Raw genomic sequence first — 14,930 nt, 5'->3', positions numbered from 1 at the left:
GGCGCTCTATCTGGACTCAGCGACGGATACGGGCCTGAAGGAACGACAGCACCTCGGCGACTGGCAGGGCTTGCGCCTCGGCCTCGGTGCGGCTCTTGTATTCCAGGTTGCCTTCGGCCAGGCCGCGGTCACTGACCACGATCCGATGGGGAATGCCGATCAGTTCCATGTCCGCGAACTTGATGCCCGGGCTGGTTTTCTTGTCCCGGTCATCCAGCAGCACCTCGAAGCCGGCGGCCGTCAGTTCGGCGTAAAGCTTGTCGGTGGCTTCGCGAACCTGCTCGGTTTCATAGCGCAGCGGTACCAGGGCGATCTGGAACGGCGCCAGGGAGTCGCTCCAGATGATGCCGTTGGCGTCGTTGTTCTGTTCGATGGCGGCGGCGACCACGCGGGAAACGCCGATACCGTAGCAGCCCATGGTCAGGGTCACCGGCTTGCCGTTTTCGCCCAGCACCTGGCACTTCATCGCTTCGCTGTACTTGGTGCCCAGCTGGAAGATGTGGCCGACTTCGATGCCGCGCTTGATCTCCAGGGTGCCCTTGCCGTCCGGGCTCGGATCGCCGGCCACGACGTTGCGCAGGTCGGCCACGGTCGGGACCGGCAGGTCGCGTTCCCAGTTGACGCCGAAGTAGTGTTTGTCGTCGATGTTGGCGCCGATGCCGAAGTCGCTCATCAGCTCGACCGAACGGTCGATGATGATCGGCAGCGGCAGGTTCAGCGGGCCGAGGGAACCGGCACCGGCACCGATGGCGTCCCGCAGTTCGGCGTCGGAAGCCATGACCAGCGGGCTGGCAACGCCAGGCTGGTTGGCGGCCTTGATTTCGTTCAGTTCGTGATCGCCACGGACGATCAGTGCAATCAGCTTGCCTTCTTCTTCGGCGTGGACGATCAGGGTCTTGACGGTCTTTTCGATTGCCAGGTTGTAGCCTTCGACCAACTGCGCGATGGTTTTCGCGTCAGGGGTATCGACCAGGCGCAGGGCTTCGGTTGGCGCGGGGCGTGAGGTTTCGCGCGGCACGGCTTCGGCTTTCTCGATGTTCGCGGCGTACTCGGAGCCGTTGCTGAAGACGATGTCGTCTTCGCCGGACTCGGCCAGTACGTGGAACTCATGGGAGCCGGCGCCACCGATGGAGCCGTTGTCGGCTTCCACTGGGCGGAATTTCAGGCCCAGGCGGGTAAAGACGTTGCAGTACGCCTGGTGCATGCGGTCATAGGTGACCTGCAGCGAAGCCTGGTCGACGTGGAAGGAATAGGCGTCCTTCATGATGAATTCGCGGCCGCGCATCAGGCCGAAGCGTGGACGGATTTCGTCACGGAATTTGGTCTGGATCTGATACAGGTTGATCGGCAGCTGCTTGTAGCTGCTCAGCTCGTTGCGGCACAGATCGGTGATCACTTCTTCGTGGGTGGGGCCTGCGCAGAAGTCGCGGTCATGGCGATCTTTCAGGCGCAGCAGCTCGGGGCCGTATTGTTCCCAGCGACCGGATTCCTGCCACAGTTCAGCCGGCTGGATCCCGGGCATCAGCACTTCCAGGGCGCCGGCCGCGTTCATTTCCTCGCGCACGATGGCTTCGACCTTGCGCATCACACGCAGGCCCATGGGCAGCCAGGTGTACAGGCCGGAAGCGAGTTTGCGGATCATCCCGGCGCGCAGCATCAACTGATGACTGATCACGACCGCGTCGGAAGGCGTTTCTTTCTGTGTGGCGAGCAAATATTGACTGGTGCGCATGGTTGGCCGTTGTCGCTTGCTGATGACTGAAAATGACTGGGCATTGTACGGGTGTGATCCGGCGACGTACAGGCGTGTCGCCGCGCCGCCTCGGGGGAGGGCGGCGGGGACCAGTGTTTACGGGGTTTCTTCGCCGACGGTGGCGGGTATCGCGCCTTCGCCACGACTGGACTGATACCAGTGCAGGGCGATCAGGATCAGGGTCGGGATGCCCATCACGGCGGTAATGATGAAGAACTTGTGGTAACCGAATTTTTCCACCATTACCCCGGAATAACCGCCGATCAGGCGCGGCAGCAGGAGCATGATCGAGCTGAGCAGGGCGTATTGGGTGGCGGAGAACTTCAGGTTGGTCAGGCTCGACAGGTAGGCGACGAAAGCCGAGGTCGCCAGGCCCGAGCTGAAGTTGTCCAGGGAGATGGTGACGATCAGCATCTTCAGGTTCGGGCCCATGTCGGCCAGCAACATGAACAGCAGGTTGGTCGCCGCCGAGGCTGCGCCGCCGATGAACAGGATCGGCAGGATGCCGAAGCGCACGATCAGCAGGCCGCCCATGCCGGCGCCCAGCAGGGTCATGATCAGGCCGAAGATCTTGCTGACCCCGGCGATCTGATCCTTGGTAAAGCCCTGGTCGATATAGAACACGTTGGCCATTACGCCCATCACCGTGTCCGACATCCGATAGGTGGCGATCAGCCCCAGCAGCAGCAGGGCCTGCCAGCGATAACGGACGATAAAGTCATTGACCGGCGTCAGCACCGGCGCCAGGCCGCGACGCCCCATGCTCGACAGGCAGAGAGTGGTGAGGAGGGTATAGAGGATCGCGCGCAGGAAGGCGCGGTCTTCCAGCAGCAGGTCGAGCATGCTCCGGCCCTGGAACAGCACGCTGGCGAAATCGGTGTTGTAGAGCTGGGTGAACATCGCCGGGACCGAGACCAGCAGGACAATCAGCACGAAGACCGAAGACAATTGGTGCACGAAACTGTAGCGTCCGGCGGAGAGCTGGGTGCGCAGCGGTACTGGCGGTTCACGCATGAAGAAGGTGGTGAGCAGCGCCGGAATCATCAGCAGGCCGAACAGCACGTAGGTGCCGGTCCAGGCCGAGTGTTTGTAGCTGAAACCGGTGGAGCCGAAGCCTTCTGCGATAAACAGCGCGCCGGCGGTGGCCAGCAGGGCGGCGACCCGATAGCCCGACATATAGCTGGCGGCCAGGGCGGCCTGCTGGCTGTCGTTGGCGATTTCCAGGCGATAGGCGTCCACCGCGATGTCCTGGGTCGCGGAGGCAAAGGCCACGACCACGGCAATGGCAATCAGCCAGGACAGGTGTTTCTGGGGATCGCAGAAACCCATGCCGATCAATCCGAGGACGATCAGGATCTGTGCCAGCACCAGCCAGGAACGGCGGCGTCCGAGCTTGCCGAGCAACGGCAGGCGCCATTGGTCGAGCAGCGGCGACCAGACCCATTTGAAGGCGTAGGCCAGGCCTATCAGGCTGGCATAACCGATGGTTTCACGGGCCACACCGGCTTCACGCAGCCAGACGGAAAGCGTGGAAAACACCAACATATAAGGCAGGCCGGCGGCGAAACCGAGCAGCAAGAGCACGAGTGTCGAGGGGCTGGCATAAGCGGCGAGCGCGGCGCGCCAGGTTTTACGGGGCATGGGCTGGAATCTGCCTCAGGTTAACGGAAACAAAGCGCGCACTCTAACCGCTGTGCTCTATCGGGCGCCAGCCATGGCGCTGCATATCGACACGATTGTTTAGCACGCTCAGGCCTTCGGTCCGCAGCCGGGCGCGCTGTTCGTCGCCGGAGGGGCTGCCGGCGGGCAGACTGATCCGACCGCCGGCACCCAGCACCCGGTGCCAGGGCAGCCGGGTGTCGGCGGGTAATTGGCTCAAGGTCCGTCCGACCCAGCGCGCGGCGCGTCCGAGACCGGCCAGCTCGGCGAGTTGGCCGTAGGTTACGACCCGGCCTGCGGGGACTTGCGCCAGGGTCAGGTAAAGCGCCGTGCGGCGCATCTGCGCGGGGCTTTCGGCGGCGCTGTCTTCTGTCATCGTGGGCAATCCTGTTCAGGGATTTGGCTGTAGATGCAGGTTCCCTCGCGCAAACCCGAATCCTCTTTCTGCTTATATTATCCAGAACCTTGCCGTATCTTGCGATTTTCAGCGCCTCGACGGCGTTGCTGGTCGATAGTGTCTGGTTGAAGAACGGTGATCGCCTGGGCGCGAAGATCCGTCTTGCCAACCCTGGCATCCGTCGCGGATAACGTTTATTTTGTCATTGATTTTCATTCGCGGGTCTCAGGGCTTGTCGACGGTTTCAGGCGAGGAGTCAAAAGGTGAGTGTTGAAGTTGCCAAGAATGCCCGCGAGCTGTTGCTCAAGGAGTACCGGGGGGTGTTGTCCACGCACTCCAAGGCCATGCCCGGTTTCCCGTTTGGCTCCGTGGTGCCTTATTGCCTCGACGACCAGGGCCGGGCGCTGATCCTGATCAGCCGGATCGCCCAGCACACCCATAACCTGCAGAAGGACCCCAAGTGCTCCTTGCTGGTGGGCGAACGCGAAGCCGAAGACGTGCAGGCGGTCGGTCGCCTGACCTACCTGGCCGAAGCCGAAAAGCTCTGCACTGCCGAGGCGATCGAAGCCGCGGCCGAACGCTACTATCGCTACTTCCCCGACTCGCAGAATTACCATCAAGTCCACGATTTCGATTTCTGGGTGCTCAACCCGGTGCGGCATCGCTACATCGGCGGTTTCGGCGCGATCCACTGGCTCGATCAGGTGACCCTGGCCAATCCGTTCGCCGGCAAGGCCGAGACCAGCATGGTCGAGCATATGAACCACGATCACGCCAAGGCCATTGCCCATTACGTCGCCCTGGCCGGGTTGCCGGATGCGCTGCCGGCGCAACTGGCCGGTATCGACAGCGAAGGCATGCACCTGCGTATCGGCCAGGCACTGTACTGGTTGCCCTTCGAGTTACCTTGCAATACGCCGACACAAGTTCGCGAAGCCTTGGTTTCCCTGGCTCACGCCGAGCATTGGCCAAAAAACCAGGTGGCTTGAGCTTGAATTCACCAACTGCCGACGTCATCTATGGTGAAGTGGAAGGCATTCTTCCGTAGAGGAACCATTTGATGCGCGCTTTTCTATTGCTCTTTCTGCTGTTTCCGGTGCTAGAGCTGTATGTATTTTTCCAGGTCAGTACCGCGATCGGGTTTTTCCCGGCCCTGGCGCTGATCATTCTCGGCTCGATGCTGGGGGTGCTGGTCCTGCGGATCGCCGGGATCGCCACGGCATTGCGGGCGCGGGAAAGCCTGAACCGCGGCGAGCTGCCGGCGCAGACCATGCTCGAGGGGCTGATGCTGGCCCTGGGGGGCGGCCTGCTGCTGCTGCCGGGGTTTGTCAGCGATATTATCGGCCTGCTCCTGCTGCTGCCGATGACCCGCCGCCTGCTGGCCGATCGGATGCGCCGGCGCGTCGAAGAGCAGGCGTTGCGCCAACGCGCCTTCGCCGACGACGTGCAGGCCCGTGGTCCATCGGCGCCGGCCAATAGCCGGCAACCCCAGGTCATCGAAGGCGAGTTCGAACATCGCGATTCCTGAGGCGCACGGCGTTGACACGGCACCTTCGGGTGCCGTGTTGGTTTTCGGCACTCCCAGGTAAAAAAAACGTCACCTTGCCCTTGAAATCGCCTTTGGCGACCTTATGTAACGGTCACCGCAAGGTTTTTGGCGAAAATCGCCAGACAGTCTTTCGCGGTTCGCTTGGCGAGCCGCAACCGGCAACGCCGGATTTGCTAAACCGGTCGGTATCGACATCGGCCCTTGAAAACCATAATTAGGAGAGATCGACAATGAAGCTTCGTCCTCTGCATGACCGCGTCGTCATCCGTCGCAGCGAAGAAGAGAAGAAAACCGCGGGTGGCATCGTGCTGCCTGGTTCGGCCGCCGAGAAAGCCAACCACGGTGTCATTCTTGCTGTGGGTACCGGCCGCGTGCTGGACAACGGTGAAGTCCGTGCGCTGGCCGTGAAAGTGGGTGACAAGGTGGTGTTCGGCCCTTACTCCGGCAGCAACACTGTGAAAGTAGACGGTGAAGACCTGCTGGTAATGGCTGAGAACGAGATTCTCGCTGTTATCGAAGGCTGATTCCCGCTCATTTTTCCCGCTACGACAAAGTATTCAAGGAATTACGATCATGGCTGCTAAAGAAGTTCTGTTTGGCGACTCCGCCCGCAAAAAAATGCTCAAAGGCGTCAACGTCCTGGCTGACGCGGTAAAAGCCACCCTGGGCCCGAAAGGCCGTAACGTGATCATCGAGAAGAGCTTCGGCGCTCCGACCATCACCAAGGACGGCGTTTCCGTTGCCAAGGAAATCGAGCTGGAAGACCGTTTCGAAAACATGGGCGCGCAGCTGGTCAAGGATGTTGCTTCCCGTGCCAACGATGACGCCGGCGACGGTACCACCACCGCCACCGTACTGGCTCAGTCGATCGTCAACGAAGGCCTGAAGGCTGTCGCTGCCGGCATGAACCCGATGGACCTGAAACGCGGCATCGACAAGGCGACCATCGCCATCGTCAAAGAGCTCAAAGCCCTGTCCAAGCCTTGCGCTGACACCAAGGCTATCGCTCAGGTCGGCACCATCTCCGCCAACTCCGACAGCTCCATCGGCGACATCATTGCCGAAGCCATGGAAAAAGTCGGTAAAGAAGGCGTGATCACCGTCGAAGAAGGCTCGGGCCTGGAAAACGAACTGTCGGTTGTAGAAGGCATGCAGTTCGACCGTGGCTACCTGTCCCCGTATTTCGTCAACAAGCCGGACACCATGGTCGCCGAGCTCGACGGCCCGCTGATCCTGCTGGTGGACAAGAAGATCTCCAACATCCGCGAAATGCTGCCAGTGCTGGAAGCCGTTGCCAAAGCCGGCCGCCCACTGCTGATCGTGGCTGAAGACGTTGAAGGCGAAGCCCTGGCGACTCTGGTTGTGAACAACATGCGCGGTATCGTCAAAGTCGCAGCCGTCAAGGCACCGGGCTTCGGCGATCGTCGCAAGGCGATGCTGCAGGACATCGCAGTCCTGACCGGCGGTACCGTGATCTCCGAAGAGATCGGCCTGAGCCTGGAAAGCACCACCCTGGACCACCTGGGCAGCGCCAAGCGCGTGACCCTGTCCAAGGAAAACACCATCATCGTCGACGGTGCTGGCATTCAAGGCGACATCGAAGCGCGTATCACCCAGATCCGTGCCCAGGTTGCCGAGACTTCCTCCGACTACGACCGTGAAAAACTGCAAGAGCGTCTGGCCAAGCTGTCCGGCGGCGTTGCGGTGATCAAGGTTGGCGCCGGTTCCGAAGTCGAAATGAAAGAGAAGAAAGCCCGCGTTGAAGACGCCCTGCACGCGACCCGTGCAGCCGTTGAAGAAGGCGTGGTCCCTGGCGGTGGCGTGGCGCTGATCCGTGCCCTGCAAGCGATCAGCGAACTGAAAGGCGACAACGCCGATCAGGACGTCGGTATCGCTGTACTGCGTCGCGCGGTTGAAGCACCGCTGCGCCAGATCTCCGCGAACAGCGGTGACGAGCCAAGCGTCGTGGTCAACGAAGTCAAGAACGGCAAGGGTAACTTCGGTTACAACGCTGCGACTGGCGAATACGGCGACATGATCGAAATGGGCATCCTGGACCCAACCAAGGTGACTCGTTCGGCACTGCAGGCTGCTTCCTCGATCGGCGGTCTGATCCTGACCACCGAAGCGGCAGTGGCTGAAGCGCCGAAGAAAGACGGCGGTGCTGGCGGCGGTATGCCAGACATGGGCGGCATGGGCGGTATGGGCGGCATGATGTAAGTCGGCCCCACCTGCTACAAAGAAACCCCGCCTTGTGCGGGGTTTCTTTTTTTCCGGCATACCCTTTTGGTGCTGCTTTTGTCATGCGGCTTGTAGCTGCCACAGGCTTGCCCTTAAGCTGCGCGGGCCAAGACACGGCCGTTACCGCGTACAGAGAGAGTACCCATGCGAATTCTACTGGTTGAAGACAACCGCGATATCCTCGCCAACCTGGCCGATTACCTGGGACTTAAAGGTTATACCGTGGACTGTGCGCAGGACGGCTTGTCGGGCTTGCATCTGGCCGCCACCGAGCATTACGACCTGATCGTGCTGGACATCATGTTACCCGGGATCGATGGTTTCACCTTGTGCAAGCGCCTGCGAGAAGATGCCCGGCGCGACACTCCGGTGATCATGCTCACCGCCCGCGACCAACTGGATGACCGTCTGCAGGGCTTCAAATCCGGAGCCGATGACTACCTGCTCAAGCCGTTCGCGCTGTCGGAGCTGGCGGCGCGGATCGAAGCTGTCCTGCGCCGGGCCCAGGGCGGCGGTCGAAGGGCCCTGCAGGTCGGCGACCTGAACTACGACCTCGACACCCTGGAAGTGACCCGCGAAGGGCGCTTGCTCAAGCTCAACCCCGTAGGCCTGAAACTGCTGGCAGTGTTGATGCAGAAAAGCCCTCATGTGTTGCGCCGGGAGGTCCTCGAGGAGGCGCTGTGGGGCGACGATTGCCCGGACAGCGACAGCCTGCGCAGTCATGTCCACCAACTGCGCCAGGTGATCGACAAGCCCTTCGAAAAGCCTTTGCTACACACCGTGCATGGTGTCGGCTATCGCCTGGCCGAAGGCCGCGATGGAGTTTAGACAGAGCCTCGCCCAGCGGATCATCATTGCCTTTGCGCTGATGAGCGCCTTGGTGGCGGGGGCCTTTGCCATGGGCATCGTCGCCACGGTTCACCTGGTTGAGGAAAAACTGATTTCCGCAGGCCTGGGCGGCGATCTCCAGCGTCTGCTGCTGATGGACAGCGTCAGCGACTGGAACCACCGGCCCGAACCCGACCAACTGTTCTACTTCAGCGGCGGCCCGGGCGATTTCGCCTTGCCCGGGGATCTTCGCCACCTGGACGCCGGCTTCCATGAAGTGTTTCGCGAGCAGGTGTCCTACCACGCCATGGTCGAGGTGGTCGACGGTCGGCGTTACGTGCTGCTGCAGGACCAGAGTGATTTTGAAGAGCGTGAGCGGGTGCTGTTTGCCGTGGTGCTGGTGGGATTCGTCCTGGCCCTGGTCCTGGCAGTGTTCCTTGGCTGGATCCTGGCCCGGCGGGTGATGGCCCCGGTGGTGCGTCTGGCCCGCCAGGTGCGTCATCGCGATCAGTTATTGGGGCTGGCGCCGCCCTTGGCTCCCGATTACGCCGCCGATGAAGTGGGTGAGCTGGCGGTGGCGTTCGATGCCACCCTGGGTCGGTTGCGCGATGCCTTGACCCGCGAGCGCCTGTTCACCAGCGATGTCAGCCATGAACTGCGCACGCCGTTGATGGTGCTGGCGACCTCCTGTGAACTGTTGCTGGAGAACCCGGCCATCGACACGCGCGGACGCAATCAGGTTGCGCGTATTGCCCGGGCCAGCGAGGAGATGCGCGAGCTGGTGCAGACCTTCCTGATGCTGGCCCGGGCGCAGCGCGAGGATGCGAGCATGTCGCCGCGGGTTTCCCTGAGCACGGTGGCGGAGGATCTGCTCGCGTTGTGGCGCGACCCCATTGAAGAGAAAGGCCTGAGGTTGATCGTCGATCCTGGCAAGCCTCTGGATATCCGCTACAACGCTATCTTTTTGCACGCGGTGATGGGTAACCTGCTGCGCAATGCCTTGCACTACACCGACCAGGGCTTTATCCGCTTGAGCCTGGAGCCTGCCGGGTTCGTGGTGGAAGACAGCGGCGTGGGGATTCCTGAAGAAAAACGCGAAGCCATGTTCCAGCCTTTCGTTCGCGGTAACGAAAAGCGCGGTGAAGGCCTCGGACTCGGCCTCTCGCTGGTCCAGCGCATCTGCGAGAACCAGGGTTGGCATGTCAGCCTGACCACCACGCAACCCAACGGCTGCCGTTTTCATGTCGATCTGCGCGGGCCTGATGCCTGATCGGAGCGGAAATTTTCACCTGGGACGCTTAGTTTTTGTGCCCCAGGCAAGCGCTGAGACACGCAGGATGATCTCAAAAGGCTACGACGCCATTCGTCGTTGAGTGCCACGGCCCAAGGAAAACTCAGCTACTTTGAGGATAGGTGTTCAGCAGTATCATCAAAGGCTTATGGTAATGAAGTTAGAAGTCGCTCGAGGTTTGTTTCTGGTCAGCGCGCTGGCGGTGGTATCCCTGGCCCTGGTGGCCTGGGAGCAGCCAGGTCCTAAGGTGCTGACCGCGGCTGTGGGGGCTGGGCATTGTCCTCTGCCCCGTGTCTCCAAGGCGACCGATGCCAAACCCGACCACGACCTGCTGTTGTTCATGTTCGGCCTTTCCCAAGGGCTCAAGCCGCAAAGTTGAAATCGTCCGGCTCGCCGCGCAGGCCTCGCATTGATCGAGGCCTTTTTTATGGGCGCCGTTTGCTCGGCTCCGCACATGCTCCAGGCGTGGATTGGATCCAGAAGTTCTTTTTTATCTGCTTGAGCGTGTAAGCCATTGCTTACATCTTGCGTAAGCGATCGAGGATAATTTGCCGTCTCAATTACTGGGTATTTATATTAACTAATTGAAATATATGGATTTTATGTATCTTCATTGGATCCAATCATGAAGAAATGGCCTTTTGGATCCTGTTGCGGCGACTCAGAAAGTCTTTAATATCGCCCCTGTGTCGACGGATAGACACGGCGATCAAGGACAGATTGCTGGAAGGAACATCGCAGGATGCGATTCATCAGGACGATGAAAGGGAAAAAAGGGACTAGGGAAAAAATGTGGGCGGGTCATACCGCCCCTTTTTTTTGCCTGTAGAAAAGTGAAAGCATAAAAAAAGGCCCGCAAGGGGCCTTTTCGTCGAGCACGCTGCAATCAGCGTTCGAGATCCTTGAGCTTGCCTTTGACACCGTCCCACTCTTCGGCGTCCGGCAGCGACTCTTTCTTTTCAGTGATGTTGGGCCAGATCTCGGCCAGCTCAACGTTCAACTGAATGAACTCCTGCATGTCCTCCGGGACTTCATCCTCGGAGAAAATAGCCACAGCAGGGCATTCCGGCTCGCAAAGCGCGCAGTCGATGCACTCATCCGGGTGAATGACCAGGAAGTTCGGGCCTTCGTAAAAGCAGTCCACCGGACAGACTTCTACGCAGTCGGTGTACTTGCACTTGATGCAGTTGTCGGTGACGACGAAGGTCATTTCTAGTTCTCTCCTCAGGCGGCGGCAGCGAAACCCTATCAGAATGGGCTCGCCAGGTTTGGGAGCGATAGTCTGCGAACCAGGCTAATCGTTCACAGCATCCCAAACCGCGCGAGATTCTAGCAGCTTGTCGTCCGTTACGTTAGATCCGTGTCTTTAATGTATAGAGCATTTCCAGCGCACGACGCGGCGTCAGGTCGTCGAGGTTGAGCTTGGCCAGTTCATCGAGGACCGGATGCGGCAGGCTGGCGAACATGTCGCTCTGCATTGGCGCGGCCGGTTTCCCTGGTTTGGCGACCGGCTGTTCGTGGGGCAGGCTGGTGGTTTCCAGGCGGCTCAGGTGCTCGCGGGCCCGGCTGATCACATCGCTCGGCACGCCGGCCAACTGTGCCACTGCCAGGCCGTAGCTCTGGCTGGCCGGACCGGGCAACACGTGGTGGAGGAAGACGATCCGCTCATTGTGCTCGGTGGCATTGAGATGCACGTTGGCCACCAGGGGCTCGCTTTCCGGCAGCACGGTCAGTTCGAAGTAGTGGGTGGCGAACAGGGTGTAGGCCCGCAGGTGGGCGAGACGTTCCGCCGCCGCCCAAGCCAGGGACAGGCCGTCGAAGGTGCTGGTGCCGCGACCGACTTCGTCCATCAGCACCAGGCTGCGCTCACTGGCATTGTGCAGGATGTTGGCGGTTTCGCTCATTTCCACCATGAAGGTCGAACGCCCGCCGGCCAGGTCGTCGCTGGAACCGATCCGGGTGAAGATCCGGTCCACCAGGGACAACTCGCAGCTGGCCGCCGGCACGAAACTGCCGATATGGGCCAGCAGCACGATCAGGGCGGTCTGGCGCATGTAGGTGGATTTACCGCCCATGTTGGGACCGGTGATCACCAGCATGCGGGTGTTGTCGTCGAGCGCCAGGTCGTTGGCCACGAACGGCGTGGTCAGTACCTGCTCGACCACCGGGTGGCGTCCCTGAGTGATGCGCATGCACGGCTCGTCGACAAAGCGCGGGCAGTTCAAGTCGAGGTTCAGGGCCCGTTCGGCAAGGTTGCTCAGCACGTCCAGCTCGGCCAGGGCCGCGGCGGTGTCCTGCAGTGGCGGGAGTTCGCCGATCAGGGTTTCCAGCAAGGCTTCGTAGAGCATCTTCTCCCGGGCCAGGGCGCGACTCTTGGCCGACAGGGCCTTGTCCTCGAATTCCTTGAGTTCCGGGGTGATAAAGCGCTCGGCGCCCTTGAGGGTCTGGCGCCGGATGTAGTCCGCCGGGGCCGATTCCGCCTGCTTGCTCGGCAACTCGATGAAGTAGCCGTGGACGCGGTTGTAGCCGACCTTGAGGTTGGCCAGGCCCGTGCGGGCTTTTTCCCGGGCTTCCAGGTCGATCAGGAACTGCCCGGCGTTTTCGCTCAGCGACAGCAGTTCGTCCAGTTCGGCGTCGTAGCCGGTTTTCAGGACGCCACCGTCGCGGATGATCGCTGGCGGGTTGTCGATGATGGCGCGCTCCAGCAGGATCGCCAACTCCGGGTAGGTCTTGGTGGTGACGGCCAGTTGCTTGAGGTGCGGGGCGTCCAGTTCGAGCATTGCATCCTGAAGCTGTGGCAGGGCGCCGAGGGCATCGCGCAGGCGGGCCAGGTCGCGAGGACGGGCGTTGCGCAGGCCGATCCGGGCGAGGATCCGCTCGATGTCGCCGATCTCCTTGAGCTGCGGTTGCAGTTTTTCGAAGCGGTAGCTTTCCAGCAGGCAAGTGATGGAGCTCTGGCGGGCCTGCAGGACACGCAGGTCGCGCAACGGGCGGTTCAACCAGCGGGTCAGCAGGCGGCTGCCCATGGCGGTCTGGCAGCGGTCGACCACCGATTGCAGGGTGTTTTCGCGGCCACCGGCGAGGTTGGTATCCAGTTCCAGGTTACGGCGGCTGGCGCCGTCGAGCACCACGGTGTCGTCCAGGCGTTCATGACGCAGGCTGCGCAAATGCGGCAGGGCGGTGCGCTGGGTTTCCTTGGCGTAGCTGAGCAGGCAGCCGGCGGCGCCGATGGCCAGGGTCAGGGTTTCGCAGCCGAAGCCCTTGAGGTCCTGTACGGAGAATTGCTGGCAGAGGCTTTTGAGCGCGGAGTCCCGTTCGAAATCCCACGGCGCGCGCCGACGTGTGCCACGACGCTTTTCCGCGGGCAAGCCCTGTGGCCAGTCGTCCGGAATCATCAACTCGACCGGATTGATCCGCTCCAGCTCCGCCAACAGGTTTTCCCAGCCCTTGATTTCGAGGACGGTGAAGTTGCCGCTGGTGATGTCCAGCACGGCCAGGCCGAACAGGCGCTCGTCGCCGAGCACGGCGGCGATCAGGTTGTCGCGGCGCTCATCGAGCAGGGCTTCGTCGCTGACGGTGCCGGGAGTGATGATCCGCACCACCTGGCGTTCGACCGGCCCCTTGCTGGTGGCCGGATCGCCGATCTGCTCGCAGATCACCACCGACTCGCCGAGCTTCACCAGCTTGGCGAGATAGCCCTCGAGGGAGTGGTAAGGAATCCCACACATCGGAATCGCCTGTCCGGCCGATTGCCCACGGGCGGTGAGGGTGATATCGAGCAGCTTGGCGGCCTTCTTCGCATCTTCATAGAAGATCTCGTAGAAGTCGCCCATGCGGTAGAACATCAGCTGGTCGGGGTGCTGGTTCTTCAGGCGCCAGTACTGCTGCATCATCGGGGTGTGGCTGGACAGATCGGGGCTATTTTTACTCATCGGATACTTAGGCGGATTCGTTTTGAGTGGAGTGCGAAGTCGAGCGCCTGGCGCGGGACTTTTCGATGGCGGCAAGGTTAACACGGGCGCTCCGGCGTCCGCAGGCGTGGCCTTTTGAAGCTTGTGCAAATGTATATGCATAAAATATGCAAATCAGCATTTGCCAATCTCAAAAAGCCCAAGCAATATGCGCGTTATGCAAATACGCAACGTTTCTACTGTCCTACGAGCACTGCTCGATCGCCACGGGATCTCCCCCACGGAGCTTCACCGTCGTACCGGCGTGCCCCAATCCACCCTGTCGCGGATCCTCAGCGGGAAGATCGTCGATCCTTCGGACAAGCACATCTCGAAGATCGCCGGGTACTTCGGCATCAGCACCGACCAACTGCGCGGACGCACACCGGTTGCTGTTGCCCGGGATCAGGAGCAGGGCACGCCGCACTCCGAACTCAAGGATATAAGCCTGTGGGACGACGATACGCCCGTCGATGAAGACGAAGTGTCCGTCCCCTTTCTTCGCGAGGTTGAATTGGCTGCTGGATCAGGAAGATTCGTCATAGAGGAAAGCGAGAAGGCCAGCCTGCGCTTCGGCAAGCGCAGCCTGCGCCACAATGGCGTGCAGTTCGACCAGGCCAAATGCGTGACCGTGCGCGGCAACAGCATGCTGCCGGTGCTGCGCGATGGGGCCACGGTCGGGGTCAACGCCGGCAAGAGCGCCATCGGCGATATCGTCGACGGCGACCTTTACGCCATCAACCACAACGGTCAGCTGCGGGTGAAGCAGCTCTATCGCCTGCCGACCGGGATCCGCCTGCGCAGCTTCAATCGCGACGAGCATCCGGATGAAGACTACAGCTTCCAGGAGATCCAGGAGGAGCAGATCACCATCCTCGGTCACGTCTTCTGGTGGGGCATGTACGCCCGCTAACCCTTCCTGATCCGAAAAAACCCACAGCGATGTGGGTTTTTTTACGCCTGTAACAAAGCCCAAACCCTTGAACGACGTGGTCTCCATGCGTGAGCGCATTACAAATGCATAAATAAATGCATTTGTGCATTGACTGTATATGCATACATGCATATTCTTTGTCTCAAGCCGGCCAGAAAGGTCGGTGACAGGCAGAGATGCCAGGGGCAACCCACCGCTCTTTAGTGGCACCGCTTCAAAGAACAGGCAGCGATGAACCGGCCTTGACGGTTCAGAGGGTTGGCAACTGACCCGGGTGTGCAGCGTAAAGCACCGTAAGCAGTTATCCGGCGGACAGGGTCGCGGTCGG

The 14,930-nt window shown here is 61.0% G+C and carries 13 protein-coding genes and 1 pseudogene; 9 read left to right on the top strand and 5 right to left on the bottom strand.

Going from position 1 to position 14,930, the window contains the following annotated elements; all coding sequences use genetic code 11:
• Positions 1-16: 16 nt before the first annotated feature.
• The 3 genes from M5B96_RS00585 to M5B96_RS00575 form a co-directional block, all read right to left on the bottom strand.
• Complete coding sequence (locus tag M5B96_RS00585) at positions 17-1,732, bottom strand: proline--tRNA ligase (protein WP_248794582.1); 1,716 nt, start codon at positions 1,730-1,732, stop codon at positions 17-19.
• Positions 1,733-1,849: 117 nt separating this feature from the next.
• Positions 1,850-3,394 (bottom strand): AmpG family muropeptide MFS transporter, encoded by a 1,545-nt coding sequence (locus M5B96_RS00580; protein ID WP_248794581.1) that lies wholly within the window; start codon positions 3,392-3,394, stop codon positions 1,850-1,852.
• Between the two features lie 43 nt (positions 3,395-3,437).
• Positions 3,438-3,788, bottom strand: coding sequence for an MGMT family protein (locus tag M5B96_RS00575; RefSeq protein ID WP_248794580.1), 351 nt, complete (start codon positions 3,786-3,788; stop codon positions 3,438-3,440).
• Between the two features lie 74 nt (positions 3,789-3,862).
• Between M5B96_RS00575 and M5B96_RS00570 the strand changes: the two are divergent.
• The 8 genes and pseudogenes from M5B96_RS00570 to M5B96_RS00535 all read left to right on the top strand — a co-directional run.
• A pseudogene (locus M5B96_RS00570) lies at positions 3,863-3,985 on the top strand (DUF481 domain-containing protein); the annotation flags it as partial.
• Between the two features lie 87 nt (positions 3,986-4,072).
• Complete coding sequence (locus M5B96_RS00565; protein ID WP_248794579.1) at positions 4,073-4,798, top strand: HugZ family protein; 726 nt, start codon at positions 4,073-4,075, stop codon at positions 4,796-4,798.
• A 71-nt stretch (positions 4,799-4,869) separates the two neighbouring features.
• Positions 4,870-5,337 (top strand): FxsA family protein, encoded by a 468-nt coding sequence (locus tag M5B96_RS00560; RefSeq protein WP_248794578.1) that lies wholly within the window; start codon positions 4,870-4,872, stop codon positions 5,335-5,337.
• A 251-nt stretch (positions 5,338-5,588) separates the two neighbouring features.
• Positions 5,589-5,882 (top strand): co-chaperone GroES, encoded by a 294-nt coding sequence (locus M5B96_RS00555; protein WP_248794577.1) that lies wholly within the window; start codon positions 5,589-5,591, stop codon positions 5,880-5,882.
• A gap of 49 nt (positions 5,883-5,931) precedes the next feature.
• Positions 5,932-7,578, top strand: coding sequence for a chaperonin GroEL (gene groL, locus M5B96_RS00550; protein WP_248794576.1), 1,647 nt, complete (start codon positions 5,932-5,934; stop codon positions 7,576-7,578).
• A gap of 165 nt (positions 7,579-7,743) precedes the next feature.
• Positions 7,744-8,427, top strand: a complete 684-nt coding sequence (colR, locus tag M5B96_RS00545; protein WP_248794575.1) for a two-component system response regulator ColR — start codon at positions 7,744-7,746, stop codon at positions 8,425-8,427.
• Positions 8,417-9,697 (top strand): sensor histidine kinase, encoded by a 1,281-nt coding sequence (locus M5B96_RS00540; RefSeq protein ID WP_248794574.1) that lies wholly within the window; start codon positions 8,417-8,419, stop codon positions 9,695-9,697. Before colR ends, M5B96_RS00540 begins: the two co-directional genes overlap by 11 nt.
• A 175-nt stretch (positions 9,698-9,872) precedes the next feature.
• Positions 9,873-10,097, top strand: coding sequence for a hypothetical protein (locus M5B96_RS00535; protein ID WP_248794573.1), 225 nt, complete (start codon positions 9,873-9,875; stop codon positions 10,095-10,097).
• 507 nt (positions 10,098-10,604) lie between these two features.
• Here the strand turns inward: M5B96_RS00535 and fdxA are convergent.
• Both fdxA and mutS read right to left on the bottom strand, forming a co-directional pair.
• Positions 10,605-10,928: a ferredoxin FdxA gene (fdxA, locus tag M5B96_RS00530; RefSeq protein ID WP_191485389.1), complete on the bottom strand. Its 324-nt coding sequence runs from the start codon at positions 10,926-10,928 to the stop codon at positions 10,605-10,607.
• Positions 10,929-11,070: 142 nt separating this feature from the next.
• Positions 11,071-13,650, bottom strand: coding sequence for a DNA mismatch repair protein MutS (mutS, locus tag M5B96_RS00525; RefSeq protein WP_248794572.1), 2,580 nt, complete (start codon positions 13,648-13,650; stop codon positions 11,071-11,073).
• 187 nt (positions 13,651-13,837) lie between these two features.
• On the opposite strand from mutS, the gene M5B96_RS00520 reads away from it, so the two are divergent.
• Positions 13,838-14,581, top strand: a complete 744-nt coding sequence (locus M5B96_RS00520; protein ID WP_248794571.1) for a helix-turn-helix transcriptional regulator — start codon at positions 13,838-13,840, stop codon at positions 14,579-14,581.
• Positions 14,582-14,930: the final 349 nt, after the last annotated feature.

The sequence above is a fragment of the Pseudomonas sp. MWU13-2105 genome, from assembly GCF_023242315.1.
Lineage (GTDB): Bacteria > Pseudomonadota > Gammaproteobacteria > Pseudomonadales > Pseudomonadaceae > Aquipseudomonas.
The sequence above is the reverse complement of the archived record's forward strand: the minus strand, read 5'-3'. Positions and strand labels throughout refer to the sequence as shown.

Excerpts from the sequence above, each read along its gene's own strand:
- M5B96_RS00520 (WP_248794571.1), top strand. The coding sequence starts at position 13,838 with ATGCGCGTTATGCAAATACGCAACGTTTCTACTGTCCTACGAGCACTG.
- groL (WP_248794576.1), top strand. The coding sequence starts at position 5,932 with ATGGCTGCTAAAGAAGTTCTGTTTGGCGACTCCGCCCGCAAAAAAATG.
- M5B96_RS00585 (WP_248794582.1), bottom strand. The coding sequence starts at position 1,732 with ATGCGCACCAGTCAATATTTGCTCGCCACACAGAAAGAAACGCCTTCC.
- colR (WP_248794575.1), top strand. The coding sequence starts at position 7,744 with ATGCGAATTCTACTGGTTGAAGACAACCGCGATATCCTCGCCAACCTG.
- mutS (WP_248794572.1), bottom strand. The coding sequence starts at position 13,650 with ATGAGTAAAAATAGCCCCGATCTGTCCAGCCACACCCCGATGATGCAG.
- M5B96_RS00560 (WP_248794578.1), top strand. The coding sequence starts at position 4,870 with ATGCGCGCTTTTCTATTGCTCTTTCTGCTGTTTCCGGTGCTAGAGCTG.
- M5B96_RS00535 (WP_248794573.1), top strand. The coding sequence starts at position 9,873 with ATGAAGTTAGAAGTCGCTCGAGGTTTGTTTCTGGTCAGCGCGCTGGCG.
- M5B96_RS00580 (WP_248794581.1), bottom strand. The coding sequence starts at position 3,394 with ATGCCCCGTAAAACCTGGCGCGCCGCGCTCGCCGCTTATGCCAGCCCC.
- M5B96_RS00575 (WP_248794580.1), bottom strand. The coding sequence starts at position 3,788 with ATGACAGAAGACAGCGCCGCCGAAAGCCCCGCGCAGATGCGCCGCACG.
- fdxA (WP_191485389.1), bottom strand. The coding sequence starts at position 10,928 with ATGACCTTCGTCGTCACCGACAACTGCATCAAGTGCAAGTACACCGAC.
- M5B96_RS00540 (WP_248794574.1), top strand. The coding sequence starts at position 8,417 with ATGGAGTTTAGACAGAGCCTCGCCCAGCGGATCATCATTGCCTTTGCG.
- M5B96_RS00555 (WP_248794577.1), top strand. The coding sequence starts at position 5,589 with ATGAAGCTTCGTCCTCTGCATGACCGCGTCGTCATCCGTCGCAGCGAA.